This window comes from Arthrobacter silvisoli, from assembly GCF_003369445.1.
GTDB lineage: Bacteria > Actinomycetota > Actinomycetes > Actinomycetales > Micrococcaceae > Arthrobacter > Arthrobacter silvisoli.
The window spans coordinates 1-20,305 of the sequence record NZ_QRCU01000067.1 but is presented as its reverse complement, the minus strand read 5'-3'; the positions used below and the strand labels follow the sequence as shown (position 1 = coordinate 20,305).

At 67.1% G+C, this 20,305-nt stretch carries 19 protein-coding genes; 10 read left to right on the top strand and 9 right to left on the bottom strand.

Translation table 11 applies throughout. The annotated features are described in order from the left end of the window. The first annotated feature begins 131 nt into the window (after window positions 1-131). Window positions 132-800 (top strand): MurR/RpiR family transcriptional regulator, encoded by a 669-nt coding sequence (locus tag DWV11_RS15385; RefSeq protein ID WP_425452069.1) that lies wholly within the window; start codon window positions 132-134, stop codon window positions 798-800. Window positions 801-933: 133 nt separating this feature from the next. Continuing rightward, entirely contained in the window at window positions 934-2,475 is a 1,542-nt protein-coding gene (locus tag DWV11_RS15380) for an NCS1 family nucleobase:cation symporter-1 (RefSeq protein ID WP_115789796.1), read from the top strand. Between the two features lie 97 nt (window positions 2,476-2,572). On the opposite strand, the gene DWV11_RS15375 is transcribed toward DWV11_RS15380, so the two are convergent. After that, window positions 2,573-3,328, bottom strand: a complete 756-nt coding sequence (locus tag DWV11_RS15375; RefSeq protein WP_115789795.1) for an IclR family transcriptional regulator — start codon at window positions 3,326-3,328, stop codon at window positions 2,573-2,575. 208 nt (window positions 3,329-3,536) lie between these two features. Between DWV11_RS15375 and DWV11_RS15370 the strand changes: the two genes are divergently transcribed. The 4 genes from DWV11_RS15370 to DWV11_RS15355 are packed head-to-tail and all read left to right on the top strand — an operon-like array spanning window position 3,537 to window position 8,680. Then, entirely contained in the window at window positions 3,537-4,958 is a 1,422-nt protein-coding gene (locus DWV11_RS15370) for an NAD-dependent malic enzyme (RefSeq protein WP_115789794.1), read from the top strand. Window positions 4,959-4,973: 15 nt separating this feature from the next. After that, a complete protein-coding gene (gene aceB / locus DWV11_RS15365; RefSeq protein ID WP_115789793.1) occupies window positions 4,974-6,569 on the top strand; it encodes a malate synthase A in 1,596 nt (531 codons plus the stop codon). Between the two features lie 2 nt (window positions 6,570-6,571). Next, window positions 6,572-7,837 (top strand): DUF6986 family protein, encoded by a 1,266-nt coding sequence (locus DWV11_RS15360; RefSeq protein WP_115789792.1) that lies wholly within the window; start codon window positions 6,572-6,574, stop codon window positions 7,835-7,837. Window positions 7,838-7,849: 12 nt separating this feature from the next. Then, window positions 7,850-8,680 (top strand): bifunctional allantoicase/(S)-ureidoglycine aminohydrolase, encoded by an 831-nt coding sequence (locus DWV11_RS15355; RefSeq protein ID WP_115789791.1) that lies wholly within the window; start codon window positions 7,850-7,852, stop codon window positions 8,678-8,680. Between the two features lie 107 nt (window positions 8,681-8,787). Here the strand turns inward: DWV11_RS15355 and DWV11_RS15350 are convergent, their stop codons facing one another. After that, on the bottom strand, window positions 8,788-9,048 hold the full coding sequence (locus DWV11_RS15350) for a hypothetical protein (protein WP_245953702.1): 261 nt from the start codon (window positions 9,046-9,048) through the stop codon (window positions 8,788-8,790). A gap of 286 nt (window positions 9,049-9,334) precedes the next feature. On the opposite strand from DWV11_RS15350, the gene DWV11_RS15345 reads away from it, so the two are divergent. Beyond that, window positions 9,335-9,799, top strand: coding sequence for a cupin domain-containing protein (locus tag DWV11_RS15345; protein WP_115789790.1), 465 nt, complete (start codon window positions 9,335-9,337; stop codon window positions 9,797-9,799). Between the two features lie 109 nt (window positions 9,800-9,908). Continuing rightward, entirely contained in the window at window positions 9,909-11,381 is a 1,473-nt protein-coding gene (locus tag DWV11_RS15340) for an ATP-binding protein (protein WP_115789789.1), read from the top strand. Between the two features lie 3 nt (window positions 11,382-11,384). Here the strand turns inward: DWV11_RS15340 and DWV11_RS15335 are convergent, their stop codons facing one another. Genes DWV11_RS15335 through DWV11_RS15325 form a run of 3 tightly spaced genes read right to left on the bottom strand, consistent with a single transcriptional unit; the run spans window position 11,385 to window position 14,078 of the window. Beyond that, window positions 11,385-11,600, bottom strand: coding sequence for a hypothetical protein (locus DWV11_RS15335; protein WP_115789788.1), 216 nt, complete (start codon window positions 11,598-11,600; stop codon window positions 11,385-11,387). Window positions 11,601-11,604: 4 nt separating this feature from the next. After that, window positions 11,605-13,500, bottom strand: coding sequence for a glycoside hydrolase family 15 protein (locus tag DWV11_RS15330; protein ID WP_245953701.1), 1,896 nt, complete (start codon window positions 13,498-13,500; stop codon window positions 11,605-11,607). After that, window positions 13,497-14,078: an adenylate kinase gene (locus DWV11_RS15325; RefSeq protein ID WP_115789787.1), complete on the bottom strand. Its 582-nt coding sequence runs from the start codon at window positions 14,076-14,078 to the stop codon at window positions 13,497-13,499. Before DWV11_RS15325 ends, DWV11_RS15330 begins: the two co-directional genes overlap by 4 nt. Before the next feature lie 309 nt (window positions 14,079-14,387). Between DWV11_RS15325 and DWV11_RS15320 the strand changes: the two genes are divergently transcribed. Next, the gene (locus tag DWV11_RS15320) at window positions 14,388-14,867 is read left to right on the top strand and encodes a hypothetical protein (protein WP_115789786.1); all 480 of its coding nucleotides are present in this window, start codon (window positions 14,388-14,390) and stop codon (window positions 14,865-14,867) included. 65 nt (window positions 14,868-14,932) lie between these two features. Here DWV11_RS15320 and DWV11_RS15315 read toward each other — a convergent pair whose 3' ends face one another. The 3 genes from DWV11_RS15315 to DWV11_RS15305 all read right to left on the bottom strand — a co-directional run bounded on the left by DWV11_RS15315 (window position 14,933) and on the right by DWV11_RS15305 (window position 17,934). After that, window positions 14,933-15,643, bottom strand: coding sequence for a response regulator (locus DWV11_RS15315; RefSeq protein WP_115789785.1), 711 nt, complete (start codon window positions 15,641-15,643; stop codon window positions 14,933-14,935). Further along, window positions 15,640-17,532: a histidine kinase gene (locus tag DWV11_RS15310; RefSeq protein ID WP_245953699.1), complete on the bottom strand. Its 1,893-nt coding sequence runs from the start codon at window positions 17,530-17,532 to the stop codon at window positions 15,640-15,642. The genes DWV11_RS15315 and DWV11_RS15310 overlap by 4 nt, the downstream gene beginning before the upstream one ends. A gap of 81 nt (window positions 17,533-17,613) precedes the next feature. Continuing rightward, the gene (locus DWV11_RS15305; RefSeq protein ID WP_210725767.1) at window positions 17,614-17,934 is read right to left on the bottom strand and encodes a hypothetical protein; all 321 of its coding nucleotides are present in this window, start codon (window positions 17,932-17,934) and stop codon (window positions 17,614-17,616) included. 335 nt (window positions 17,935-18,269) lie between these two features. On the opposite strand from DWV11_RS15305, the gene DWV11_RS15300 reads away from it, so the two are divergent. After that, entirely contained in the window at window positions 18,270-19,598 is a 1,329-nt protein-coding gene (locus DWV11_RS15300) for an MFS transporter (protein ID WP_115789783.1), read from the top strand. 10 nt (window positions 19,599-19,608) lie between these two features. Here the strand turns inward: DWV11_RS15300 and DWV11_RS15295 are convergent, their stop codons facing one another. Beyond that, window positions 19,609-20,223 carry a DnaJ family domain-containing protein gene (locus tag DWV11_RS15295; RefSeq protein ID WP_115789782.1) on the bottom strand — a complete coding sequence of 205 codons (615 nt, stop codon included), beginning with the start codon at window positions 20,221-20,223 and terminating at the stop codon, window positions 19,609-19,611. Window positions 20,224-20,305: the final 82 nt, after the last annotated feature.

Here is a 20,305-nt window from a genome sequence, read left to right as displayed (position 1 = left end):
ACGCCGAAGCCGAGGGCAAACCGTTCTTCTCCGTGGGCGGCACCGCGGTGACCGTCGACGGAAACCTGTACGCCTACGCCGTGTACAACGCCGCCGAACTCTCCCGGCTGAGCGGTGTCTCCAAAGCCACGATGAGCAGGCTGTTCCGCCGCCTCGGCTTCGCCGACTTCAACGAGGTCAAGGAGCACACCCGCACCCTGCGCGCCAGCGGGGTCCCGGTGGCCGCCCACGGGGAGGGCGACCTTGCCGCGCACCTCGCCCATGAACTGGAAACCCTGCGCCGCACCTTCGAACAGCTCGACGCCGGCCAGCTCACCGCCGCCACGGAAGCGCTGGCCTCCGCCGGGCAGCTGCTGCTGATCGGCTTCCGCAACAGCTTCCCGCTCGCACTGCACCTGCGCCAGCAACTGCTGCAGTGCCGCGGCAATGTCGCCGCCGCCCCGCAGCCGGGCCAAAGCATCGGCGAGGAACTGGCAGGGTACGGTGCGGGCGACGTCGTACTGCTGCTGGGATTCCGACGGCGGCCGGCGGCTTTCGCGGCCGTCCTCGAGGCAGCTGCCGCGCGCGGCTGCACCACGGTGTTGATCGGCGATCCGAGCGCCCGCCGTTTCGCAGCCAGAGCAAGCATCTGGCTCGAATGCCCGGTGGACAGCGTTTCGGCGTTCGACAGCTACGCCTCGGCCATGAGCCTGATGAGCGTACTCGCCAACGGAGTGCTGGCGGTGCGCGCGAAGGCCGGCCGGGACCGGATCCGCGAAGCCACCGGCATCTTCAGCGCCCTTGGCGAACTGGAAGAGTGACTCCGGTCACATTCAGCGCGTAATACACAGGCTCTTCTTCCGGCAGAAACAGCTATGTAACATCCGTTCCACAAACTTGGGTTCATGAAACGGCCGATCCGGCCGCGAGGACCCCAATTTCCGGAGGAACAACATGGCTGAACTTGAGACCGCGGCCGGCGCCGGCACCGGCGCCGTCAAGCCCGGGTATGACCACCGCCTCGCCAACGAGGACCTCGTCCCGCTCGAGAAACAGGGCTGGGGCGCCTACAACATCTTCGCCTTCTGGATGTCGGACGTGCACAGCGTGGGTGGCTACGTCACCGCCGGCAGCCTGTTCGCCCTGGGCATCGCAAGCTGGCAGGTGCTCCTGTCCCTGATCATCGGCATCGTGATCGTCCAGGCCTTCACGAACCTGGTGGCCAAGCCGAGCCAGAAGACCGGCGTCCCCTACCCCGTGATCAACCGCGCGATCTTCGGGGTCAAGGGCGCCAACATCCCGGCGGTCATCCGCGGCCTCATCGCCATCGCCTGGTACGGCGTGCAGACCTTCCTCGCCGCGGAATCGCTGAACATCATCTTCCTGAAGTTCATCCCCGCCTCGCACGCCCTCGCCACGGACTACTCCTTCCTGGGACTGTCCGCCCTCGGCTGGATCTCCTACGCCATCCTCTGGGTGGCGCAGGCCGCGGTGTTCTGGAACGGCATGGAGACCATCCGCAAGTTCATCGACTTCGCCGGGCCCGCCGTGTACGTCGTCATGATCGTCCTGGCCATCTACCTGGTGTCGCAGGCCGGATGGGACAAGATCAGCCTGGACCTCTCCGCCGGCGAGCCGCTGGACTTCTGGTCGTCCATCCCCGTGATGCTCAGCGCCATCGCGATCGTGGTGTCCTACTTCTCCGGGCCGATGCTGAACTTCGGCGACTTCGCCCGCTACGGCAAGTCCTTCAAAGCGGTGAAGAAAGGCAACCTCCTCGGCCTGCCGGTCAACTTCCTGTTCTTTTCGCTCCTCACCGTCATTACGGCGTCGGCCACCGTGCCGGTGTTCGGCGAGCTCATCACCGATCCCATCCACACCGTGGAGCGGATCGACACCCCGTTCGCGATCCTGCTGGGCGGACTGACCTTCGTCACCGCCACAGTGGGCATCAATATCGTGGCCAACTTCATCTCACCGGCGTTCGACTTCTCGAACGTCGCCCCGCACCGGATCAGTTGGCGCACGGGCGGCATGATCGCCGCCGTCGGCTCCGTGATCCTGCTGCCGTGGAACTGGTACAGCAATGCCACCGCCATCCACTACTCGCTGGGCATCCTGGGCGCGCTCATCGGCCCGCTGTTCGGCATCCTGATCGCCGGGTACTACCTGGTCAGCCGGCAGAAGGTCTGGGTGGACGAAATGTACACCATGGATCCGGGCGGCAAGTACTGGTTCAGGAACGGCTACAACCCCAATGCGATCAAGGCCGTGGCCATCAGCGGCGCCGTATCCATCGCCTCGGTCATCATCCCCAAGCTGCTCCTCGATACCGGTGCCACTGCGGTGGATGCCACCTGGCTGGGCAACTACAGCTGGTTCATCGGCTGCGGACTTGGCTTGGTGGTCTTCCGCCAGCTCGAAAAGAGCACGCCGATGATCAACCTCGACGCCGACGGCGTGGACGTCAACGACGGCTCGCTCAGCGACGACTAGGACGCAGCCGCATCGCCGTGACCGAGCGTACAGTTGAGGCCCCGGAATCCGCTGATTCCAGGGCCTCAACTGCAGGTTCGCGCGAGGAGCCGAGGGGTTAGTTGCGGTTCAGTTCCACGGAAATCGCCTCGGCCGCTTCGCGCAGCATCGGCACGGCCCGCTCGCCGAAGCTCTGGTCCACTCGGGTGATGGGGCCGGAAACGGAGATGGCCGTGGGCGTCGGAGCGTTGGGCACCGCCATGGCGAAGCAGCGGACGCCGAGTTCCTGCTCTTCTTCGTCGATCGAGTAGCCGCGTTCCCGGATGAGCTTCAGGTCGTGCAGCAGCGCGTCGATGTCGCCGATGCTCTTGGCCGTGGGTGTGGGCATGCCGGTGCGGGCCACGATTCCACGGACCACGTCGTCGTCCAGCTGCGCCAGGATCGCCTTGCCGACGCCGGTGTCGTGGGTGTGGGCGCGGCGGCCCACCTCCGTGAACATGCGCATGGAGTGCGACGACGGAACCTGGGCAACGTAGATGACCATGTCCGAATCCAGCACGGCCATGTTCGAGGTTTCGCCCAGGCGGTCCACCAGGGACTTCAGCTGCGGACGGGCCAGGGCACCGAGCTGCTTGTTGGCGCCGTCGCCGAGCCGGATGAGGCGCGGCCCCAGGGCGTAGCGGCGGTTGGGAAGCTGCCGGATGTAGCCCAGCGCCACCAGCGTGCGCAGCAGGCGGTGGATGGTGGGCAGCGGAAGATCGGTCGACGACGACAGTTCGCTGAGCGTGACGTCACCGCCGGCATCCGTAATCAGTTCCAGCAGTTCGAAGACGCGCTCGACGGACTGCACGCCTCCCGAGGGCTTTTCGGCCATTCCGTTGTCTCCTATGGCTCGGAATCCGACAACTCTTATCCGCATCGTGAAAAAGTTGTTTAGGTCTTCAAGATACCGCACCAAACCCCCTTGCGGTCACCTTCGGCGGAAAGCTTGTGTTTCCACTTTGTAGATAATAATATCCATAATACGAAAACACTAGCGAGGCACACCGGTCCTTAAAGGACCCGCAACAGGAGGACATTCAATGGCGAACCCGGGCCCCGGAAACTCAATCACCTTGCGCGTCGCCGCGCCGTCGAGCTTCACTGCCACCAGTGAGATCGCAACGGCCGTCGCGGCAGCCGGCGCAGCCGTCACCGCACTGGACGTCACCGAGTCCCACCACGACACGATCGTCGTCGACGTCACCTGCAACACCACCGGCGAAGAGCACGCCGAAGAGGTCAAGAATGCCCTGAATGCGCTCGACGGCGTCACGGTCCAGCACGTCTCGGACCGCACCTTCCTCATGCACCTGGGAGGCAAGCTCGAAGTTGTTCCGAAGGTGCCGCTGCGCAACCGCGACGACCTGTCCCGCGCCTACACCCCCGGCGTCGCACGCGTCTGCCTGGCCATCGCCGAAGACCCGTCCGCTGCCCGCAACCTGACCGTCAAGCGCAACACGGTCGCCGTCGTCACCGACGGTTCCGCCGTCCTGGGCCTGGGCAACATCGGCCCCGCCGCCGCACTGCCGGTCATGGAAGGCAAGGCCGCCCTCTTCAAGCAGTTCGCCAACGTGGACGCCTGGCCAGTCTGCCTGGACACCCAGGACACCGAGGAAATCATCCGCACCGTCAAGCTCCTGGCCCCCGTCTTCGGCGGCGTGAACCTCGAGGACATCGCAGCTCCCCGCTGCTTCGAAATCGAAGCCCGCCTGCGCGAAGAACTCGACATCCCCGTCTTCCACGACGACCAGCACGGCACCGCCATCGTCACCCTTGCGGCGCTCGTCAACGCCCTGCGCGTGGTGGACAAGAAGATCTCGGACGTCAAGATCGTGGTCTCCGGCGTCGGCGCCGCAGGCTCGGCCATCATCCAGCTCCTCAAGGCCCAGGGCGCCCGGCACATCGTGGCCGCCGGCCGCTCCGGCGCCATCCACCACGGCCAGAGCTACGACGACCGCCACCGCACCTGGATCGCGGAAAACACCAATGAGGAAGGCTTCTCCGGCACCCTGCACGAAGCTCTCGTGGGTGCAGACGTGTTCATCGGCGTTTCCGCTCCGAACATCCTGGCCGAAGAGCACGTGGCATCCATGGCCGACGACGCCATCGTCTTCGCCATGGCCAACCCCACCCCCGAGGTGGACCCGACCATCGCGTCCAAGCACGCCGCCGTCGTGGCCACCGGCCGCAGCGATTTCCCGAACCAGATCAATAACGTCCTGGCCTTCCCCGGCCTGTTCCGAGGCCTCCTGGACGCCGGCGCGAGCGACATCACCCCGGACATGCTGGTGGCCGCCGCCGAAGCGATCGCCAAGCGCGTCGCTGACGATGAGCTCAATGCGAGCTACATTATTCCCAGCATTTTCGACCCGCACGTGACGGCCGACGTCGCAACTGCCGTTGCCAACGCCGCACACGCCGCCGCCCAGTCCCACGCCGCCGTTCCGGCCGGCGCCCACTAGGAAGGACCCGCTCCCATGGCTCTTACCGTCACCGATCCCCGGCCGGTCGAACGCGCCGAAGAAATCCTGACCCCCAAGGCCCTGGCCTTCGTCGAGGAACTCCACAAGCGTTTCGCGGGCACGCGTTCGGAGCTGCTGGCAGCCCGCGCCGCCAAGCGCGAGGAAGTCGCCCGCACCGGCAAGCTCGACTTCCTTCCCGAGACGAAGGACATCCGCGACGGCGACTGGAAGGTCGCCGAGGCCCCCGCCGCCCTGCAGGACCGCCGCGTCGAAATGACCGGCCCGGCCTCCCCCGCCAAGATGGCCATCAACGCCCTCAACTCGGGCGCCAAGGTGTGGCTCGCGGACCTCGAGGACGCCAGCACCCCCACCTGGGCCAACGTCATCGACGCCATCCTGAACCTGCGCGACGCCGCCACCGGCACCTTGGCGTACACCTCCCCGGAGGGCAAGGAATACCGCCTGCGCACCGACGCCCCGCTGGCCGTCGTCGTCACCCGCCCCCGCGGCTGGCACATGGACGAACGCCACCTGCTCCTCGACGGCGAGCCCACCGTGGGCGCCCTCGTGGACTTCGGCCTGCACTTCTTCCACACGGCCAAGCAACTGCTCCTCAACGGCCACGGACCGTTCTACTACCTGCCCAAGATGGAGAGCTACCTCGAGGCCCGCCTCTGGAATGACATCTTCGTCTTCGCGCAGGACTACATCGGCATTCCGCAGGGCAGCATCCGCGGCACCATGCTGATCGAGACCATCCCGGCCGCCTTCCAGATGGAAGAGTTCCTCTACGAGCTGCGCGACCACGCCTCCGGCCTGAACGCCGGCCGCTGGGACTACCTGTTCAGCATCGTGAAGTACTTCCGCGACGCGGGCGATTCCTTCATCCTGCCGGACCGCGCCTCCGTGGTGATGACCGCGCCGTTCATGCGTGCCTACACCGAACTGTTGGTCAAGACCTGCCACAAGCGCGGCGCCTTCGCCATGGGCGGCATGGCCGCCGTCATCCCGAACCGGCGCGAACCGGAAGTCACCGCCCAGGCCTTCGAGAAGGTCCGTGCGGACAAGACCCGCGAGGCCAACGATGGCTTCGACGGTTCCTGGGTTGCGCACCCGGACCTGGTTTCCACCTGCCAGGAAGTGTTCGACTCCGTGCTCGGCGACAAGCCGAACCAGATCGACAAGCAGCGCCCGGAGGTCTCAGTCACCGCCGAGCAGCTCCTGGATGTTCCGTCCGCAGGCGGCGAGGTCACCGAGGCAGGCATGCGCCTGAACCTCTACGTCGCCGTCGCCTACACCGCGGTGTGGCTGTCCGGCAGCGGCGCCGTCGCGATCCACAACCTCATGGAAGACGCCGCGACGGCGGAAATCTCCCGCTCGCAGGTCTGGCAGCAGATCCGCAACAAGTCCGTCCTGGCCGACACCGGGAACACCGTCACCCGCGAGCTCGTCACCCGGATCCTGGGCGAGGAAACCGAACGGCTGCGCGGCGAAGTGGACCCCGGTTCCTTCACCAAGTACTACGAGCCGGCCAGCCGCCTGATCGCGGACATCTGTCTCTCCGAGGACTACACCGACTTCCTCACCACCCCCGCCTACGAGCTGGTGTAGGGATGGCGGAACACTCCCTCAGTGCGTCAGATCTCGCCGCCATCGATTCGCGGCTGGCCGCCACGGACCAGCTGCTGGAACGCAACTACCCCGGCGACAGCGGCAGCCGCCAGCCCGTGCACACCGTGTACGTGCCCGCGGACCGCTTCACGCCGTCGCTCGCGTCCGAATGGGGCGCCCAGGCGCTCGCGACGGCGGAGGAGCACGGCGGGCTCGAGAAGCTCGGCGTGCTGCTGGGCCAGGAGCCCGGGTTGGCGGCCGCCGTCGCCGGCCGGGTCGCGGCCAAGCTGCGCAGCGAGCCGATCGAGGACCTGCGGCTGGACTTCGAGGACGGCTACGGCGACCGCGGCGATGAAGCTGAAGACGTGGCCGCAGTGGCAGCGGCGCAGGCGGTCAGCGAGGCCGTGGCCGGCGGTTCGGCCCCGCCGTTCATCGGGATCCGTTTCAAGTGCTTCGAGGCGCCCACCCGGGCCCGCGGCCTGAAGACCCTGGACCTCTTCGTCTCCACCCTTGCCTCCGCGGGCGAACTGCCCGAGGGCCTGGTGCTGACGCTGCCCAAGGTCACCACGGTGGCCCAGGTGGAGGCCATGGACTTCGCAGTCTCCCGCCTGGAAGAGATCCACTCGCTGCCGGCCGGCCGGCTGCGCTTCGAGGTCCAGGTGGAGACCCCGCAGCTGATCCTCGGCCCGGAAGGAACCTCACCCGTGGCGCAGCTGCCGCATGCGGTTCCCGGCCGCATCAGCGGCCTGCACTACGGCACCTACGACTACTCCGCGTCGCTGCAGATCTCGGCCGAGTACCAGTCCATGGAACACCCGGTGGCGGACTTCGCCAAGGAAGTCATGCAGCTGGCCGTGGCCGGCACCGGCATCCGCCTTTCGGACGGCTCCACCAACATCATCCCCGTGGGCGACAACGTGGAGAACGCCTGGAAGCTGCACGGCCGCCTGGTCCGCCGCTCCCTGGAGCGCGGCTACTACCAAGGCTGGGACCTGCACGCCAACCAACTGCCCAGCCGATTCGCCGCCACCTACGCTTTCTACCGTGAAGGCCTGCCGGCCGCCGCAGCGCGGCTGCGGAACTACGTGGAACGCACCGGGGGCGGCGTCATGGACGAGCCGGCCACGGCACGGGCGCTGGCGGCGTTCATCCTGCGGGGCGTCCAGTGCGGCGCGGTCGGCGCCGAAGAGGTCCTGGCGCTTGCCGGCGTCGAACTTCCCCGGCTGACCGTCCTGGCACATCCGCGACTCGCCACCACTTCGAAGTAAAGGAACTCCTGCATGAGCGACTACTACTACCCCACCGGCGGCCTGCCGCCGCAGACCCACCTCACCACCGAGCGCGCGATCGTCACCGAGGCGTACACGGTGATTCCCAAGGGCGTCCTGACGGACATCGTGACGAGCCTGCTGCCGGGCTTCAACAAGACCCGCTCCTGGATCATCGCCCGCCCGATCTCCGGTTTCGCCACCACGTTTTCGCAGCTCATCGTCGAGGTTTCCCCGGGCGGCGGCGCGCCGAAGGCCGAGTTCGAGTCCGGCGTCGAAGGCGTCATTTTCGTGGTCAAGGGCACGCTGAACCTGGACCTCAAGGGCGAGAAGCACATCATGGAGGAGGGCGGCTACGCCTACCTCGCTGCCGGTGACGAGTGGGGCGTGGAGAACACCTCCGACGACATCGCCACCTTCCACTGGATCCGCAAGGCCTACGACCGCCTCGAAGGCTACGAGGCCACGTCCTTCGTCACCAACGAGAAGGACGTGGAAGGCACCGCGATGCCGGACACCGACGGCGTCTGGAAGACCCAGCGCTTCGTCCCGTCCGACGACCTGGCGCACGACATGCAGGTCAACATCGTGACCTTCCAGCCGGGCGGCGTCATCCCGTTCCCGGAGACCCACGTCATGGAGCACGGCCTGTACGTCCTCGAGGGCAAGGCCATGTACCTGCTCAACAAGGACTGGGTTGAAGTGGAGGCCGGCGACTACATGTGGCTGCGCGCCTTCTGCCCGCAGGCCTGCTACGCGTCCGGCCCGGGCCAGTTCCGCTACCTGCTGTACAAGGACCAGAACCGCCAGATCAAGCTCACCGGCGCACCGCTGCCGGGCTAAGCATCCAGGCTTTCTGCCGCCGGATCCCTTCCCATGGATCCGGCGGTTCCTGTTTAACGGATTCTGCGGCGTCAGGCGGTGACCGCGCCTAGCGGGGGGCTTTCCGTTTAACGCCGCCGGCCGACGCGGTGCCCGGCCCAGAAGGCCAGGAGCAGCAGCCCGACGACGGCGCTCACCAGGCCCGCCTGGGTCATCGGACCGATGAAGGTGAAGCCGGGTGGACTGAAGGTTTCGTTCGCGAGCGGCGCGTACGCGAACCAGCCCACCGGCTGGCTCCCGCCGAGCCAGGCGGCGAAGGTTCCGACGATGACCGCCAGCACCCCCAGCAAAGGCACGACGACGGCGGCAGCCTTCCCGGTTGTGTTCACCTTACGCGCCTGCTGCGGACTGTTCTGTTCCCCCACGGATTCCATGCCGGCCAGCGTAGCAGCGGCGCCGGAAATCGGAGCCGAATTTGTCAAGTCGTTGATTTAGCCGTCTTCGGGGGCCATAATCCCTCCTGCCTCGGTCCGGAACACTTTGAGCAATCCGCGGGGCTGTGGGGCGTCCGGGAGATCGTGTCCCGTGGGGCTGGTAGCTCCGGCTGGGGGTGGCTGACCACGCAATGTGTAGCTCGGGGCCAGGTCCCCGTGTGCAGTTGGAAGGGAATCCACCATGAAACCGACAAGAACCGCCACCTCCGCCGCCGTCTTCATCGCGGTCGCATTGTTGTCCACGAGCAGCATCGCCGTGGCCACACCCGGCTCCGGCACCACGGCCGGTCCGGCGGTCATCGGAACGATCGAAGGCAGCCAAAAGACGGAACAGGATCAGATCGAATTCAAGAGCAAGGGCGACCTGGCCGTGCTCGATTTTGAACTCACGTATGCGGCGGGTGCGTATTCCGGTTGGCACAAGCACCCCGGCATCGTCATAGCCACGGTGAAATCCGGCTCGGTCACCAGACAGCTTGGATGCACCACCCAGACATTCGTGGCAGGAGACACGTTTACCGAAGTCGGGCCGCACTTTGTGAGCAACCCAAGCACGACCACGCCCGCAGTCCTGTCAATCACCCAGATCGTGCCGGCGGACCAGCTCAATGCCCGGAGGATCGATCTCCCGGCGCCCAGCTGTTGACCACCATCCCGACCCGCGACGTCGCCGGAGCGCTGCGGGGTCGCCGCAACGTTCCAGCGACCCCGCAACGCTCCCGCGACCCCGACAACGGCCCTGTTAGGGTCTGTCCATGGATGAAAATTTGGGGAAATTCATCAAAGACTTCGCGGCTTTGGTCCAGCTCGCCCAGTCCGGGCGCGAAGAGCGACCGGACGGCAAGCAGTTGCTCAAGGCACTGACAGATCATCTCGGGGCGTCCGCAACGGAGCTGTCCGTGGTGGTGGAGGAGATCCAGGCCCACCGCCTGGTGGACGCGGACATCCTGATGGAGGCCCTGGCCGGCAGGGATCCCGCGCACCGCCTGCTCGGGATCGGCGGCGGGGCCGAGCGCAACCACATGTCCTTGAGCGATATCCTCCAGCATGCCCGGATGTACCGGTCGTTTCCGCTGGCCCGCCCGGATTACACCAACCTGGCCATCGGACCCGACGAGCAGCGCCAGGTGGTCGCGATGGGTCTGTGGCTCTTCAACTACGGCGGCGCCCCGCTGGCGGTCCTGCAGCGCGAGGCCAACCACCAGTACGGCCGGCAGATGGCCACGCTGGAGGTCCTCGCCGAAGAGGCAGCGACGGCGGCGGCCTACCTCGCCGAAATCCGCAGCAGCCTGGAGCACACCAGCGTGTTCAAGGGGCAGGTCATCGCCCTGACTATGGGCGACTACGGCCCCACCATGGGCGGTGTCACCTTCATCCGGCGACCGGAGTTGGACAAACGGGATGTAGTTCTCCCTGGAAGGCTGCTGGACAGGGTGGAGGACCATGCCTTGGGCATCGCCCGCCAGGCCTCCGTGCTCCAGGAACACGGCCAGCACCTCAAGCGCGGGCTGCTGCTTTACGGCCCGCCGGGCACCGGCAAGACCCATACCGTCAGGTACCTGCTGGGCCAAAGCGAAGGAACGACGGCGGTGCTCCTCTCGGGCGGGACCCTCGCCCGGGTTGCCGAAGCGGCACGGATCGCCAGGGCACTCGCGCCGTCAATTGTGGTGCTCGAGGATTGCGACCTGATCGCCGAAGACCGCAGTTACGGCCACGGCCCGCAGCCCCTGCTCTTCGAAGTGCTGGACGCCATGGACGGGCTGGACAGCGATGCGGACGTTGCCTTCGTCCTCACCACCAACCGGGTGGAGATGCTCGAGCGCGCCCTGGCGCAACGGCCCGGCCGGGTGGACCTGGCCGTCGAAATCCCGCTGCCTTCGGTACACGAACGTGAACGGCTCCTGGAGCTGTACTCCCCGGGCCTTGGTTTCTCGGACGCAGCACTCAAGGCCGCGGCGGCCCGTACCACCGGGACCACGGCGTCGTTCGCCAAGGAACTGGTGCGCCGCACGGTGGTGGCCGCGGCACTGGCCGGGGAGGCGCCATCAGACGCCTATCTGGAAGACGCGGTGGAGCAACTGATGGCCGACAGCGAGGCACTTACCCGCAGTCTGTTGGGCAGCAACGGCCAGCACCCCGACGGCGGCCCCGGTTCCGGGACACCCGGCCAGGGGATGGACTTCGGTTTCGTCGCCGGGCCTGTTCCCCCGGGATTTCCGCCCGCGTAGCTGCTAACTGTCCGGTGTCCAGGTGAGCTTGATGGTGACGCCGTCGGCATCCTCATCGATCTGCAGCTGTAGTTCCTCGCCAAAGAGGAACTCGTTCTCGAAGGTCCGTCCATCCATGCGGGCGGCCTCGACGAGCTTGGCCATGGCGCTTGCCATGGCACGGCCCCAGTCGTGCGGATGCTTGCTGGTTGCTTTTTCCAGCGCTGAATAGCTCGCCATGGACTCAATTGTTGCCCGATGCGGCCGGTTCTGCCAGCCCACCGGCCGGACCAGGCTTCCGGACCGCGCCCTTTCCGATTGGCACGTTGCTGCGGTGGGCCCTGCCGCAGTCCAGTTGCATGGCGCTGGTGACCAGAGTGAAGTGGCTGAAGGCCTGGGGCATGTTCCCCAGTTGGCGGTGGTTCAGCGGATCCCATTCTTCGCTGAGCAGCCCCACATCGTTCCGAAGGGAGAGCAGCCGTTCGAACAATTCAGTGGCCTCGCCGGTACGCCCCGCACCCAGGAGCGCATCCACCAGCCAGAAGGAACAGGCGAGGAACACCCCCTCCCCGCCCGGCAGTCCGTCGTCGCTCTCTTCGTTGCGGTACCGCAGCACGAAGCCATCTACGGTCAGCTCATGCTGGATCGCCTCAATGGTGCCGATAACCCGCGGATCGTCAGGGGGGAGGAAGCCCACCTTGGGGATCAGCAGCAGGCTCGCGTCCAGTTCCCGACTGCCGTACGACTGCACGAAGGTGTTGCGGGCGGCGTCGAAACCCCGTTCCATGACCTCCCGGTGGATGGTGTCCCGCAACGCGGCCCAGCGCTCCAGCGGTCCCGGCAATCCGAGGTCGCCTATCGCCTTGACCATGCGGTCGGCAGCCACCCAGGCCATCACTTTCGAATGCGTGAAGTGGCGCCTCGGCCCGCGCATTTCCCACAATCCGTTGTCCGGCTGGTGCCAGATCTGTTCCAGATGGCCCATCAGTGCCTGTTGGAGGGGCCAGGATTGGTCACCTTTCCGGGCACCCCCGTCCACCAGGCCAGCCCTGGTCAGCGACAAGCAATCCAACACTTCGCCCCAGACATCCAGCTGCAGTTGCTCTGCGGCGGCATTGCCGGTGCGCACGGGCAACGACCCTTGGTAGCCGGACAACCAGTCAAGGGAATTCTCCGTAAGCCGGCGCTCGCCATGCAGGCCGTACATGATCTGCAGGTCCGCCGGATCGCCCGCCACCGCGCGCAGCAGCCAGTCCCGCCAAGCGGCGGCCTCCTCCGTATATCCCGCGGCGAGCAGGGATTGCAGGGTCAGGGTTGCATCCCGGAGCCAGCAGTAGCGGTAATCCCAGTTCCGGGGACCACCGGGCTGTTCGGGAAGCGAGGTGGTGGGGGCTGCCACTATTCCGCCGGTGGGGGCATAGCTGAGTGCCTTGAGGGTGATGAGGGAACGTTCGACGGCGGCGTGGTAGGGGCCGGCGTCCGTGCACCGGGCGGACCACTGGGTCCAGAACTCTTCGGTGTCCGACTGCGCGGTGGCAGGGTTCACGGACCGTGGCCGCGGAAGATGGCTGGGCGCCCACGTGAGCACGAACGGGACGGTGTCGCCTGCCCCGACCGTGAATTCGCTCAGGGTGCGCATGTCCACGCCCTTGACCGGCGCCGCGGTTTCCAGGTAGACCGAATCCGGGCCGGCGACGGCCCAGATTCCGCCCGGGTGCCGACGGACCCACGGCACCACGTGCCCGTAATCGAAACGAAGGACCAATTCCCCCCGCATCCGTACGCTGCCACGTATCCCCTCGACAATACGGACAACGTCGGCAACCTCGTCGCGCGGAGGCATGAAGTCGGTAACGCGGACGTGGCCCTCCTCGTTCTCCCATTCGGTCACAAGGACCAGGGTTCCCGGGCGGTAGCCGCGCCGGGTACAGCGTCCCCCGTCCGCTGGCGCCAGAAGCCACCGGCCGGCGTCGGGAGTATCGAGCAAAGCGGCAAAGCACGCCGGGGAGTCGAAACGCGGCAGGCACAACCAGTCGATGGAGCCCTCTGTGCTGACGAGCGCCGCCGTGTGCAGGTCACCAATCAGGGCGTAGTCCTCAATTCCGGCGGGGCGGCCGGGAGCCGCCGTGCCGCCGTTCACCGCGCACCCAGGAAAGACCCGACGGCGGCAATGGCCCGTTCCGTGATCGCCGCCCTGTCCCCGCCGCCGTCGACCTCCACGACGATGCCGCGCTGCGCATAGGCGGTCACGACAGGCAGCGTTTCTTCCCGGTATAGCTCCAGGCGACGGCGGATCACCGTCTCGGTGTCATCGCTGCGGCCTTGTTCGGCAGCCCGTTGGAGGAGGCGCTGAACCAGTTCCTCCTCGTCGAGGTCCAGGTGCACGACGGCGTCCAGCTGTTTCCCATCGGCCGCCAGCACCTCGTCGAGCGCCCCGAGCTGGGCCAGGTTGCGCGGATAGCCGTCCAACAGGAAACCGCGCGCGACGTCGTCGTCGGCCAGGCGGCGGGCCACCATCGCATCGGTGAGCCGGTCCGGCACCAGCTCGCCCCTGTCCATGAATCCGCGGGCCTCGGCCCCCAGTTCCGTCAGCTCCCGCACGTGGGTCCGGAAGAGTTCGCCCGTGGAGATGGTGGGGATGCCGAAATGCGCGGCGAGGTATTCGGCCTGGGTGCCTTTTCCGGAGCCGGGCGCGCCGATGATGATCATGCGGGTCATGCCTGAGCCTAGCAACGGGCGCGCCCGTTGGCACCAGGCTCGCGGCACCCGAAAGCCACCGCGGCCGCTTGTGAGAGCCCGCAACCAGCTTTTATCCAAATGACGGAGTAAATACGTGCTAGCACGGAAGCGGAGGCCCTTGCCCCGGGAGCACTATTGATTCCGGGCCAGGAACCCCTGGCCCGAAGCGGGGGACCCGCACCGTAGAGGGACCTCCACTGATTGCCGGCAGGCCGGGGCACACAGCCCAGGCCGCGGATGTCCGTTCACCTCCGCACCGCCCGGTTCACATCACACCCCAGGAGAGAAATGCGCACCAACACCATGTCCCGGCCCAAGCGCGCCCGGATCATCTCAGCCCTTGCCGTGAGCCTCGGCCTCGCCGGAGCCGGCCTGGCCCTGGGCACGCCCGCCCAGGCCAGCACCCTCTATTCCTGTACGGTCACGCCGTTGAAGCCGATCTTCGCCTACATCAACAGCAACGGCGTGAAGGTCCTCGACTACCGGATCACGGCAAGCTGCACGGGCAGCCGGTCACTGTACATCCAGCAGCAGCGCTGGGAGGACGACTCCTGGCCGAACAGTGACGACTACCTGGGCGGCACGGACTTCAGCCGCTACCTCAGCGCCGGCACCAGCACCACCATCCACAATTACCGCACCTTGGTGGACGGCGAGATCGGCTACGAAGAGGTCTACCAGAAGGTACGCTTCAAGGTCGGCAGCGGCGGCGTCTGGTCGGGCTACACGGGATGGCAGAGCAGCCCCATCCTGTCGATCTCGAACTAAGACTGCACCACGAACCGGCCCGGTACCTGCGTACCGGGCCGGTTCCGCGTTAGGCCAGTCCACGTTCAGTGGGCCGCCCTATGCCCTCCCCCGGACCGCAGGTAGCTCAGGACCGCGAGGACCCGCCGGTGGTCTTCGGGTTCCGGCCTCAGGTTGAACTTGACGAAGATGCTGCGGATGTGTGCTTCCACGGTCCGTTCGCCGAGGAACAGGCAGCGGCTGATCGCCTGGTTGGTGCGCCCCTCGGCCATGAGTTCGAGCACTTCCCGCTCGCGGGTGCTCAGCTCTTCCCCGCCCTGCCGTCCCTCCTGCGGCCGCGACACCAGGCGGGACACCAGATCGGGGTCAACGGCGGTGCCGCCGGCGGCCACCCGCCGCAGGGCGTCGAGGAAATCCTCGACGTCGGACACCCGTTCCTTCAGCAGGTAGCCGAGGCCTTTCGCGCCATCCAGGCCGGAACTGTCCAGGCCTGTCCCTTCCCCGGCGAACAGCGACATCGCGCTCTCCGTCTCCACGTACTGGGACAGCAGCAGCACCCCGATCTCCGGATACCGGCGCCGGATCTCCTTGGCGGCCTCGATCCCTTCAGTCGCGTAGCCGGGCGGCATGCGGATGTCCACGACGGCGGCATCCGGACGCTCGCGGTCCACGCAGCTGAGCAGTTCCCCGGCGTCGCCTGCTTCGCACACCACGGTCATCCCTTCGGCTTCCAGCAGTGCCGCCAGGCCCCTGCGCAGCAGCGCGGAATCGTCGGCGATGGCGACCCTCAACGTCATGGCGTGGTTCCTTCCTCTTCTTCCGCCTGCCCCGGAAGCGATGCGGGGTCGGGGCTGAACGGCAACACTGCCGTGATGGTGGTGCCCCGCCCTGGCGGACTGACGACGTCGAGGGTGCCGCCCAGCGCGGCCGCGCGGTCCGCGAGTCCCATCAGTCCGCCGTCGGGCCCGGGAGCGGCGCCTCCCCTGCCGTTGTCCAGGACCACCACGGTCAGCCGCTCCGCGGTGCCGGTGACACGGGCATGGATCATGGTGGCGTCGGCGTGCTTGGCGGTGTTGGTCACGGCCTCGGCGCAGATGAAGTAGGCGGCAAGTTCCACCGCCGGGGGCACGGGGGCGGCAAGTTCCACCTGCACGTCCATGGGTACCGGGGTGCGTTCGGCGAGAGCGGTGAGGGATCCGGCGAGGCCGCGTTCGCGCAGTGACGGCGGGTACACGCCGCGGGCGAGCTCCCGGAGTTCGCGCAGTGCCGTGTTGAGTTCCGTGGCGGCGTGCCCGATCAGCTCCCGGACGTCGGCGTCGGCCGTGAGGCGCCTGGCCCGGGCGAGTTCCATGGCGACCGCAACCAGCCGCTGCTGGGCGCCGTCGTGCAGGTCCCGTTCCAGCTGACGGCGGCGGGCGTCTCCGGCGGTGACGATGCGTTCGCGCGAGCGCCGCACTTCGATCAGCTGTTCGCGCAGCTGCTGCTCCATGTTGCGGTTTTCCAGGCTGAGCGAGGTGGCGCTGCGTACGGCTTCGAGCAATGCGGGCTGCTCGCGGAGCGCCTGGTCGAACACGAGGGCGCCCACGGGCAGGCCTTTGCGTTCCAGCACCATCGCGGCGCGTCCGCTGTGCTCTTCCGGCAGTTCGCGGAAGCGGCCGTGCCCGTCGACGAAGCCGGGCTGCTGCGTGGACCATTGCCACAATTCCAGGCTCGGGTCCCGGACCGTCTTCCGCAGCGCTTCGGTGAGCCGCTCGCTCAGCGGGGCCGCGCCGATCTCCACCATGAGTTCGCCGAGGGAACCGCGCGCGAAGCGGTAGCGCCACAATCCGAGCAGGACCGCCAGGGGAACCACCGCCGTCGCGGGGTATTGCCATAGCAGCGCCTCCGAGGCCTGCGGGCCGGAGAACTGCACGACGGCGACGGCACCCCAGATGGTTGCCCCTGTTTTCAGGACCAGGGCGACGCCGAGCGGCAGGAAGGCCCTCCGGTAGGCCGGGGTGCCGGCGTGCCAGCGCAAGGCCAGCAGCAACACGATGGCCAGGCCCACGCAGATCTGCACCACGCGCGCCACGTTGCCGATGCCGGTGGTGAGCGCGAGGTCGTCCCAGAGCAGGAAGAGGTTCTGCGAAGCGGATTCCCCCGCGGTGACGTGCAGGCGGGGATCGAAGAAGGCCCAGTTGGCCACGGCGATGGCCAGCCAGAGGGAGAAGAAGAATCCCACGGCCGCCCTCTGGAGCCGTGTTTTGAGGGTCCCGGTGGGGAAGCTCAGCGCCAGCTGCAGCAGCGGTGGCTGGTACATCAAAGTCAGGGTCACACCGACGGTGAAGGCCAGGGGGTCGCTGGAGCGGCGCAGGCCTGCGGCCAGCCACAGCCAGCCCGCGAGAACCAGCAGGAAACCCGGCCCGGCGTTCGGCTGGCTGCGCCATGCGGCCACACCGGAGAGGACAAGGCCCAAACCCACGGCCAGGAACATCGCGAGCTCAAGGACGCCGAACGGGGCCCTGTCCGCGATCCCGCCCAGGTGCACAACGCCTTGGGCATTGAGCAGCCCGAGGGTCCGGGCAGGGTCCTGCAGGGCAGGGGGCGACCAGTCGACGGCCAACAGCACGACGGTGGCCAGGCCGGCGGTCACCGCCAGCACCAACGCCGTCTGCCGTGGAGCCACGGCGCCACCCCCCTCAGCCACGGCTTAAGATTCCCACGCCGGAGGGCGGCGTGCTACAGGGAATTCAGCGGCAATCCCGGACGGACTCCGGGGGCGCCGGCGTCAGTCTTCGCGCTGGAGGCGGGCCAGCGCGATGCGGCGCAGCTCGGCGAGGTTCTTCAACAGCGGCGCGGTGATTCCGGCGTCGTGCGTTCCGCGGTAGCGGCGGCTGATGTCCATGACGGAAAAGGCCACGGCCACGGGCGAGAGCACCACGGCGGCGTAGATGAAAATCATCCAGGACAGCACCGTCAGGGGTGACTGGCCGCCGCTGAGCCAGCTCAGTCCACCCAGCAGACCCACTGTCCAAAACAGCAGGACGCCACCCAGCACAACCCCTGCAGGAAAGTACTCGCTCCGCACTACGCGCATCAGCTTTTCCACCAGCCGAACCCCATCTTCAACACCCGGATTTCACAACAACCAACACAAGTATGCGGCCGCCAAACCGCTGTTTGAGCCGTTTCCGGGCAGAGGTGATGAAGCTAACTCCGGAACCTTCGGGAGGACGTTCCGGAAAGCCTTCCGACGTGCCCGGCGAAGGGCTCCTGAAGGCCGGAAGAGGACCTCCGCGCACGCCCCGCGGATGTCAATAGTTGTGAGGCAGCTCACCGTGGAGTACTCTTTTCATGAACCGCATATCGTACAGACGTTCGTAATACGAACTTTTGGTAAACCCAGATCCCCCACACCGTCTTTCAGCGCGGAAGGACTTCCACATGACCAATCTCGCAAACGGCCCTGCCGTTACGGCAAGCGAACGCCAGCTCAGGCGGGCCAAGAAGGCAGCCCTCGCGGCATTCCTCGGCGGCGCCCTTGAGTACTACGACTTCTTCATCTACGCCACGGCGGCGTCACTGGTCTTTTCGAAGATCTTCTTCCCGGCGGGCGATGCCACCGTCGCCCTCATCGCCTCCTTCGCCACCTTCGGGGTTGCCTACGTGGCACGCCCCTTCGGCGCCGTCGTCTTCGGCCACTTGGGGGACAAGATCGGCCGCAAGAACACGCTGGTCCTGACCCTGGTGCTCATGGGATCCGCCACCTTCCTGATCGGCGCACTCCCGGACTTCAACGCCGTCGGCTACTGGGCACCTGCATTGCTGGTGGTCCTGCGCCTCATGCAGGGCCTGTCCGCCGGCGCGGAAACCGCGGGCGCCTCGGCCCTGTCCACCGAGGAGGCACCGGAAGGCCGCCGCGGCTTCTTCGCCAGCTTCGCCATGAGCGGCATCTCCGCCGGGATCGTGCTCGCCTCCCTGGCCTTCCTGCCCGTGGCCGCGATGGGCGAAGCCGAGCGCCTCGCCTGGGGTTGGCGCATCCCGTTCTGGCTGTCCCTGGTGGTGCTGGTGGTGGCCTACCTCGTGCGGCGGTCCCTCGAGGAACCGGAGGTCTTCGAGGAGAAGCACGACCACGGCGAACTGGTGCGCCTGCCCTTCATGAAGATGTTCAAGACCCACCCGGCGCAGTTCTTCCAGGTGGCCCTCATGTCCTTCGAAACCGTGACCAACACCTTCATGCAGTCCTTCGGCCTGGCCTATGCCGTGTCGGTCGGCGTGCCGGCTTCCACCATGCTGTGGGTAAGCATCGTCGGCAATGTCATCGCCATCGCCAGCCAGCCGCTGATGGCGCATCTTTCGGACCGCTTCGGCCGGCGCCCGGTGTTCATCACCGGCGTCCTGGGGTCCGGACTGATGATCTTCGTCTACTTCTCCGTCATCGCCACTGGCAACATCCCCATGATCTTCGTGGCCAGCACCCTGATCACCGCGGGCACCTACTCGATGTCCAACGCGATCTACCCGGCGTGGTTCTCCGAGCTCTTCAACGTGAAGGTCCGCTACTCCGGCATGGCCATCGGCCTGCAGATCGGCATCCTCTGCGCAGGCTTTACCCCCTTGCTGGGCACGGCCCTCGTGGGCGCGCAAAAGGCCAACTGGGGCCCGGCGGCCTGGATCGTGGCAGCCTCGTCGCTCCTGGCCGTGGCCGGTGCGTACTGGGCACGGGAAACGAACAAGACGCCGCTGCGCCAGCTCGGCAACCCGGTCCCCTAAAGCGTCCTGCTCAGCCGCCCCGCCTGCGCCGCCACCATGGCTTCGCGGGCGGGGGTTCCGGCGGCTCCGGGTGAGCCGCAGCGGCCGCTGCCCGGCGGGTGCGCCAGCGCTCCACCTCGACGGCGACCTCCCGGGTCTTGGTGATCACGGGAGGTCCGCCCTGGAGCTGGCGCCGGGCGTTGACCACCCGGGCGTTGAAATCCTCCACGATGGCACGGACGCGCTCCTCGGTGGCTTGCTCGTCCAGCACGGCATCAAGGCCCGCGTCTTCGCCGCGCAAGAGGATCGCCTCGGGGCCCAGGCCGCTGAGGTGCTCGCGCTGGATCAGGCCTTTGACCCACCAGTCCGGATCGTAGCTTTCGCCGAGGCCCGGGATCGGCTTGCCGGCGTACTTGAGGTTGTCGAACTTGCCGTGCGCGATGGCGTCGCGCACCAGGTAGTCGGCGCGCGTGGCACTGTCGATCTTCCTGCGCTTCTCCTCGAGTGCATCCTCGGCGGCGGCAGCGGCGCTTTCCTCCGGGGTGAGTTTTCCGGAGTACCGCGTTGCCCGCAGTTCCGCGGCACGTTCCAGCCGGCGCCTGGCGCCGGAGTCCCGGGCGTCGGGGTCCCTGGCATCGGAGTCCATAACCACAGGGTACTGCTGACCCTAAGGACGGACGACGACGGCGGAAGCCTCCCGCCGTCGTCGTCCGTCCTTGCGCCTTAGG

Excerpts from the sequence above, each read along its gene's own strand:
- aceB (WP_115789793.1), top strand. The coding sequence starts at position 4,974 with ATGGCTCTTACCGTCACCGATCCCCGGCCGGTCGAACGCGCCGAAGAA.
- DWV11_RS15375 (WP_115789795.1), bottom strand. The coding sequence starts at position 3,328 with ATGGCCGAAAAGCCCTCGGGAGGCGTGCAGTCCGTCGAGCGCGTCTTC.
- DWV11_RS15360 (WP_115789792.1), top strand. The coding sequence starts at position 6,572 with ATGGCGGAACACTCCCTCAGTGCGTCAGATCTCGCCGCCATCGATTCG.
- DWV11_RS15315 (WP_115789785.1), bottom strand. The coding sequence starts at position 15,643 with ATGACGTTGAGGGTCGCCATCGCCGACGATTCCGCGCTGCTGCGCAGG.
- DWV11_RS15320 (WP_115789786.1), top strand. The coding sequence starts at position 14,388 with ATGCGCACCAACACCATGTCCCGGCCCAAGCGCGCCCGGATCATCTCA.
- DWV11_RS15345 (WP_115789790.1), top strand. The coding sequence starts at position 9,335 with ATGAAACCGACAAGAACCGCCACCTCCGCCGCCGTCTTCATCGCGGTC.
- DWV11_RS15355 (WP_115789791.1), top strand. The coding sequence starts at position 7,850 with ATGAGCGACTACTACTACCCCACCGGCGGCCTGCCGCCGCAGACCCAC.
- DWV11_RS15325 (WP_115789787.1), bottom strand. The coding sequence starts at position 14,078 with ATGACCCGCATGATCATCATCGGCGCGCCCGGCTCCGGAAAAGGCACC.
- DWV11_RS15300 (WP_115789783.1), top strand. The coding sequence starts at position 18,270 with ATGACCAATCTCGCAAACGGCCCTGCCGTTACGGCAAGCGAACGCCAG.
- DWV11_RS15380 (WP_115789796.1), top strand. The coding sequence starts at position 934 with ATGGCTGAACTTGAGACCGCGGCCGGCGCCGGCACCGGCGCCGTCAAG.
- DWV11_RS15340 (WP_115789789.1), top strand. The coding sequence starts at position 9,909 with ATGGATGAAAATTTGGGGAAATTCATCAAAGACTTCGCGGCTTTGGTC.
- DWV11_RS15385 (WP_425452069.1), top strand. The coding sequence starts at position 132 with ATGAGCAGGCTGTTCCGCCGCCTCGGCTTCGCCGACTTCAACGAGGTC.
- DWV11_RS15335 (WP_115789788.1), bottom strand. The coding sequence starts at position 11,600 with ATGGCGAGCTATTCAGCGCTGGAAAAAGCAACCAGCAAGCATCCGCAC.
- DWV11_RS15370 (WP_115789794.1), top strand. The coding sequence starts at position 3,537 with ATGGCGAACCCGGGCCCCGGAAACTCAATCACCTTGCGCGTCGCCGCG.
- DWV11_RS15295 (WP_115789782.1), bottom strand. The coding sequence starts at position 20,223 with ATGGACTCCGATGCCAGGGACCCCGACGCCCGGGACTCCGGCGCCAGG.